The organism is Streptomyces aurantiacus JA 4570 (genome assembly GCF_000414115.1).
Classification (GTDB): Bacteria; Actinomycetota; Actinomycetes; order Streptomycetales; family Streptomycetaceae; genus Streptomyces; species Streptomyces aurantiacus_A.
Genome location: NZ_AOPZ01000223.1, coordinates 1 through 5,953, shown reverse-complemented (window position 1 = coordinate 5,953; position 5,953 = coordinate 1). Strand labels below are relative to the sequence as shown.

At 71.0% G+C, this 5,953-nt stretch carries 4 protein-coding genes and 1 pseudogene; 1 reads left to right on the top strand and 4 read right to left on the bottom strand.

What is annotated here, in order from left to right:
• Nucleotides 1-130: 130 nt before the first annotated feature.
• Nucleotides 131-2,314: an MMPL family transporter gene (locus STRAU_RS21715; protein ID WP_016642522.1), complete on the bottom strand. Its 2,184-nt coding sequence runs from the start codon at nucleotides 2,312-2,314 to the stop codon at nucleotides 131-133.
• A gap of 149 nt (nucleotides 2,315-2,463) precedes the next feature.
• Nucleotides 2,464-3,867, bottom strand: coding sequence for a dihydrolipoyl dehydrogenase (lpdA, locus tag STRAU_RS21710; RefSeq protein ID WP_016642520.1), 1,404 nt, complete (start codon nucleotides 3,865-3,867; stop codon nucleotides 2,464-2,466).
• 405 nt (nucleotides 3,868-4,272) lie between these two features.
• Between lpdA and STRAU_RS21705 the strand changes: the two genes are divergently transcribed.
• Nucleotides 4,273-5,148 carry a TauD/TfdA dioxygenase family protein gene (locus STRAU_RS21705; protein WP_016642519.1) on the top strand — a complete coding sequence of 292 codons (876 nt, stop codon included), beginning with the start codon at nucleotides 4,273-4,275 and terminating at the stop codon, nucleotides 5,146-5,148.
• Between the two features lie 76 nt (nucleotides 5,149-5,224).
• Here STRAU_RS21705 and STRAU_RS21700 read toward each other — a convergent pair whose 3' ends face one another.
• Together STRAU_RS21700 and STRAU_RS43745 are read right to left on the bottom strand one after the other, a co-directional pair.
• Complete coding sequence (locus STRAU_RS21700; RefSeq protein WP_016642518.1) at nucleotides 5,225-5,809, bottom strand: GNAT family N-acetyltransferase; 585 nt, start codon at nucleotides 5,807-5,809, stop codon at nucleotides 5,225-5,227.
• A pseudogene (locus STRAU_RS43745) lies at nucleotides 5,806-5,953 on the bottom strand (cupin); the annotation flags it as partial. The gene STRAU_RS21700 and the pseudogene STRAU_RS43745, both read right to left, overlap by 4 nt.

Genomic DNA, 5,953 nt, shown 5'->3' with positions numbered 1-5,953 from the left:
TCACCACGGCCGCCGCCGCGTGGGGCGCGCCGGAGGTGTGCCTGGTCGTCGGCCTGTGCGTGGTCGCGATCACGCTGAGCGGGACGCTGACGGGGATCGGGCGGACGCGGGCGGGGCGCGACGGCGCCGGCTAGCGCCGGCGGTCCGCGTCCAACTCCGGCCCGGCGACCGGGCGTTCGCCCGTATCCGGCCCGGGGCTCCCGCCCGCACCCCCGCCGCGCTTCTCGTCCCCGTGCCCCGGCCACCACGCGGCGTGCCCGATGAGGGCCGTCAGTGCGGGCGTGAAGATCATCGCCATCACGAACGCGGCGACCAGGATGCCGAAGGAGAGCGAGAAACCCATCTGGGACAGCGTGGAGTTGCCCGCGAGCATCAGCGTCGCGAACGTACCCGCGAGGATCACGCCGGCCGAGCCGATCGTCGGCCCGGAGTGCCGTACCGCGGTGCCCGCCGCGTCGTGCGGGTCGCGGCCCTCGCGGGCCTCCTCGCGCAGCCGGGACACCATGAGGATGTTGTAGTCCGTGCCCAGCGCGACCACGAACAAGTACATGATCACGGGCAGCATGAACATCAGCCCCGGCTGGCTGCCGATCTGCTGGAACAGGATCGAGGTCGCGCCGAGCGTCGCGCCGAAGCCGAGCGCCACCGACAGCATCAGGTACCAGGGCGCCACCAGGCTGCGAAGCAGCAGGCCGAGGATCACCATGATGGCGAGGGCGGCGACCGGGAAGACCACCGAATAGTCGCGGTCCACGGCCTTGTTGATGTCGACGTACACGGCCGTCGTGCCGCCGACGAAAGCCTCCGTGCCCGAGGGCGCGTCGTCGTGGGCCGCGGGCCGCAGCCGGTCCTTCACCGTCGCGAGTGCCTCGTCGGAGGCCGGGGGATTGGACAGCACCACCGAGTACGAGGCCGTGGTGCCGTCCTTGCTGACGCGTGGGGCAGCCACCTCGCCCACGCCCTTGACGGACTGCAACTGTTCGCGGAACGCGGCCGGTCGGCCCGCGGCGAGCGGCTCGTCGCCCTTCGACGTCAGATACACGAAGGTCGGGTCCGTCGTGCCCGCGGGGAAGCCCTTCTCCAGGTTGTCCTGCCAGACGATGGACTCCTTGTCCTTGGGCAGCGAGGAGCCCGCGAGGTCGAAGTTCGCCTTGTAGCCGAGCGCGCCGAGCGCCAGGGCGCCCATGAAGAGCGCCGAGACGACCGCCCAGATCGCGGGCTTGCGGGCGATCGACGTGCCCAGCTTGGCGAAGCCCGTGCCGTGCGGCTCCCGCTGCCAGGACTTCGACGGCCAGAAGACCTTCGTACCGAGCAGCGAGACCACGGCGGGGACCAGTGTGAGCCCGGCGAGCAGCGTCAGGAACACCGCGATCGCCAGCGCAGGACCCATCGAGCGCAGCATGCCGAGCGTGGACAGCGTCAGCGCGGCGAAGGCGACGATGACCGCGCCCGCCGCGGACGTGATGGCCTCGCCGACGCGCTCGACGGCGTGCACCATGGCGCTCTTGGGATCCTCGCCCGCGCGCAGGGCCTCCCGGTAGCGGAACAGCAGGAACAGGATGTAGTCCGTGCCGACGCCGAACAGGACGACGGTCAGGAGCTCCTGGATGGAGGAGTCGGCCTTCATGTCGAACGCCTTGTTGGCGGACGCGATCAGGCCCGTGGCCATGGGCGAGATGAGGCCGATGAGGACCACCGGAAGCAGCGCGATGATGGGGCTGCGGAAGATCACGAAGAGCAGCACGATGATGATCACGATCGTGCCGACGCCGACGAGGATCCCGGCCCGCTCGGAGGCGTCGCTCTCGTCCAGGGCCTGCGCCGCGGAGCCGGTGATGCCGGCCTTGAGGCCGGTGTCCTTCAGCTCGGGCTTCAGGTCCTTGCGGAGCTGCTCGACGGCGTCCTGCTGGTCGGTGTCCTCGGGATTGGTGATCTTCGGCATGGCGACGACGGACGTCTGCACGAGCTTGTTCGGCGACACCTCGCCCGGCGCGATCGCCTGGACTTCCTTGATCTTCTTCGCCGCCAGGTCCTTGGAGATCCGGTCGACGGCCGCGGAGTCCGCGGCGGTGAACTTCGCGCCGTCCGAGCGCTGGAAGACGATGATCGCGCCGATGTTCTGCTGCTGGGGGAACTCGCGTTCCTGCAGGTCCGACGCGCGGATGGATTCGTAGTGGTCGGGCAGGAAGCTCGCCTCGTCCGTACTGGAGGTGAGCTTCGGCGCCAGCGAGATCACGGCCCCTGCCGCGATCACCCACGCGAGGATGATCCACCAGGGGCGGCGGACCACGAACCGGCCCAGGCCAGAGAACATCGAAAGCTGCCTCTCCTCGGCCCCCGAGGCACGTCACATCCTGCCCAGGATCTTCCGGAGTACTCGCTTCCGCCACTCGGGCGACCACGAGGCAGCTCGCGGAACGGTGGCCCCGCCACCCCCGGAGGGCGCGGCGGGGCCACCGGCCGTCAGAAGTTGATCATGTGTCCGGCCAGGCCGTGCACGGCCTCCTTGACGGCCTCGCCAAGGGTCGGGTGGGCGTGCACGTTGCGGGCCACCTCGTGCACGGTGAGGTCCCACTGCTGCGCCAGGGTGAGCTCCGGGAGCAGCTCGGTCACGTCGGGGCCGATCAGGTGGGCGCCGATGATCTCGCCGTAGGCCGCATCACTGATGATCTTGACGAAGCCGACGGTGTCGCCCAGGCCGTGCGCCTTGCCGTTCGCCTGGAACGGGAACTTGGCGACCTTGACGTCGAAGCCCTTCTCCCTGGCCTGCTCCTCCGTCCAGCCGAAGCTCGCGATCTGCGGCTGGCAGTAGGTGGCGCGCGGGATCATCGGGTAGTCGAGCTCCATCGTCTCGGCGTCCGCGAGGGTCTCGGCGGCCACCACACCCATGGACTCGGCGGTGTGCGCGAGCATCAGCTTCGCGGTGACGTCACCGATGGCGTAGATGTGCGGCACGGAGGTGCGGCAGCGGCCGTCGACGTCGATCGCGCCGCGCTCGGTGACCGCCACACCGGTGGCCTCCAGGCCGTAGCCGGTGACGTTCGGCGCGAAGCCGATGGCCTGCAGGACCTTGTCGGCCTCCAGGACCTGCTGCTTGCCGTCCTTGGCCGTGACCGTGACGCGGACCTGCTCGCCCGACTCGTCGATGGACTCCACGCGGGTCGAGGTCAGCACGTCGATGCCGAGCTTGCGGTACTGCTTGGCGAGCTCCTTGGAGACGTCCGCGTCCTCAAGCGGCGCGATCCGGTCGAGGAACTCGACGATGGTGACCTTCACGCCGTAGTTGTGCAGGATGTACGCGAACTCGATGCCGATCGCACCGGCGCCCGCGATCACCACCGACCGCGGCAGCTCGTCCGCGAGGATCTGCTCCTCGAAGGTCACCACGCGGTCGCTGCGGCGGGTGCCCGGCAGCAGCTTGGGCGTCGCGCCCGTGGCGATGATGCAGTTCTCGAAGCCGATCGTGGCCGTCGTGCCGTCCGACTTCGCCACCTGAAGGGTGTTCGCGTCCAGGAAGGTGCCCCGGCCGTCGAACTCCGTGATCTTGTTCTTCTTCATCAGGAAGTGGACGCCCTTGACGCGGCCGTCCGCGACGGTACGGCTGCGCCGGAACGCCTCGCCGTAGTCGAAGGACACCTCGCCGTCGACCTTGATGCCGTACGTCTTCGCCTCGTGCGTGAACAGATGCGCCAGCTCGGCGTTGCGCAGCAGCGCCTTCGTCGGGATACAGCCGACATTGAGGCAGACCCCGCCCCAGTACTTCTCCTCGACGACCGCGACCCGCTTGCCCAACTGGGCGGCGCGGATGGCGGCGACGTATCCACCGGGTCCTGCTCCGAGCACGACGACGTCGAAGCGCTCATCCATGGGGTGGTCCTCTCTGCATTCACAGCTTCCTGGTACGGATGCCTCGATCATCCGTCATCCGGGCACCGCCGTGGCAGGCGGGGCGGCGTCCCGTCCGTTGACGTACGCGAGGTGGCATCCCACAATGACCACATGATCCAGCACCTGACCACCGGCCTCGGACGTTTCAACGTCCCGTGGCGGTGCGGGTGCGAGCGCTCGGGCTGTTGACGCGACGCGGTGGCGCCGCGGCTTCGTGTCTTCACGCACACCCGAATCCACCAGCGACTCGAGGATCACCCCATGACGGCTGTGCCCGTATCTCTTTCCCCTTCCCTTTCCTCCTCTCCTTCGCCTTCCCCCTCCCCTTCCGCCGCATCGCCCGCGCGCCCTGCTCTCCGTGACGCCCGTGTTCCCGCCGACGGCATGTACGAGGGCCGCCGCACCCTGCGCCGCCTCCCCGAAGGCCGGCCGGAGGTGCCGTACGCGCACATCGACGTCGTCCCCCAGGGCCGTGTCATCGGCGCCGAGATCCGCGGCACCGACCTGACCCGGCCCCTCGACCCCGCGGTGCGCGAAGAACTCAACCGGGCCCTCCTGGAGTGGAAGGTGCTGTTCTTCCGCGGCGCCCACCTCACCTCCGACCAGCAGCGCGCCTTCGCCCGCAACTGGGGCGAGTTGGAGACCAACCCGCTGCTCGCGCGGGGCGCCGCCGATGACGTCGCCCGCTTCGAGAAGGGCGGCGACGCCGCGCCCACCTTCGAGAACGTGTGGCACACCGACGTCACCTTCCGCGAACGGCCCGCGCTCGGCGCCGTGTTGCAGCTCCGCGAGGTCCCGCCCGTCGGCGGCGACACGATGTGGGCGGACATGGCCGCCGCGTACGACAACCTTCCGGACGACATCAAGGCGCGCGTCGACGACGCCGTGGCCGTGCACGACTTCATCCCGGGCTTCGCCCGCTTCTACGGGCCCGGGCAACTCGCCCCGCTCCAGGACGAGTTCCCGCCCGTCACGCATCCCGTCGTACGCACGCACCCGGAGACCGGCCGCCGGATGCTGTTCGTCAACACGTCCTTCACCACGCACATCGTCGGCATGGACCGCGCCGAGAGCGACCGCCTGCTCGGGTTCCTGGTGCGCCAGGCCCATGTGCCGGAGTACCAGGTGCGCTGGCGCTGGCAGGCGGGCGACATCGCGTTCTGGGACAACCGGGCGACGCAGCACTACGCCGTCGACGACTACGCGCCGCACCGGAGGGTGGCGGAGCGCGTGGCGATCGCGGGGGACCGGCCGTACTGAGCGCCCCCCGGCCCCGCTGGGGGCGCGGCTTCAACGGGTCGAGCGGCCCGGCCTCAACGGTCCGAGCGGCGTGGCCTCAACGGTCCAAGGGGAGCAGCCACTTGACCTCTCCGTCGTGCCACTCGCCGGTGGGTGCCAGCCCGGCGGCGCGGGCCACGGCGGCCGACGCGCCGTGGTCCGGATGGATGTGCGCGAGGACCGACGTCACCCCGGGGCGTCCCCTCAGCCACTCCACGAGGGCGCGCGCCGCCTCCGACGCGATGCCCCGGCCCTGCCACGGCGTGCCCACGACCCAGGCGATCTCGGCCGCGAGGCCGGAGCCCGAGGCGGGCCGCACGGTCGCCTGCGCCGTGCCCGCGAGGCGGCCCTCGTCGGTCACCCTGATCACCCAGTTGCACCAGGACGTACGGGGGTCGGGGGACCCGGCGGTCTGGCGCGTGTAGCGGGCCCGCAGGGCGTCCACGTCGGCCGGGGCGCCGCCGATGAAGGTGTGCAGGGCCGGGTCCGCGAGCACGCTCGCCATCTCCTCGGCGTGCTCGACGCGCAGCGGCTCCAGCGTGAGGTGCGCGGTGGCGAGCGGCTCGGCCACGACTGTGTCGGCGTATGCGCCGCCCGGGGTGTCGTCCTGCGCGCGGCCCGGGGTGCCGGGCGCGGTGCTCATGCCCCGGTCCCGTACACGTCGAGGCGCCCGCACATTCCGAACCGGCCGCGCTCGGCGGGCTGTTCGGCGCGCACCCGGGCCCCGGCCAGATGGCTCGCGTCGCCCCGGGCCAGCGCGTCGAGCTGCGCGTCGGTGGCGGCGGCC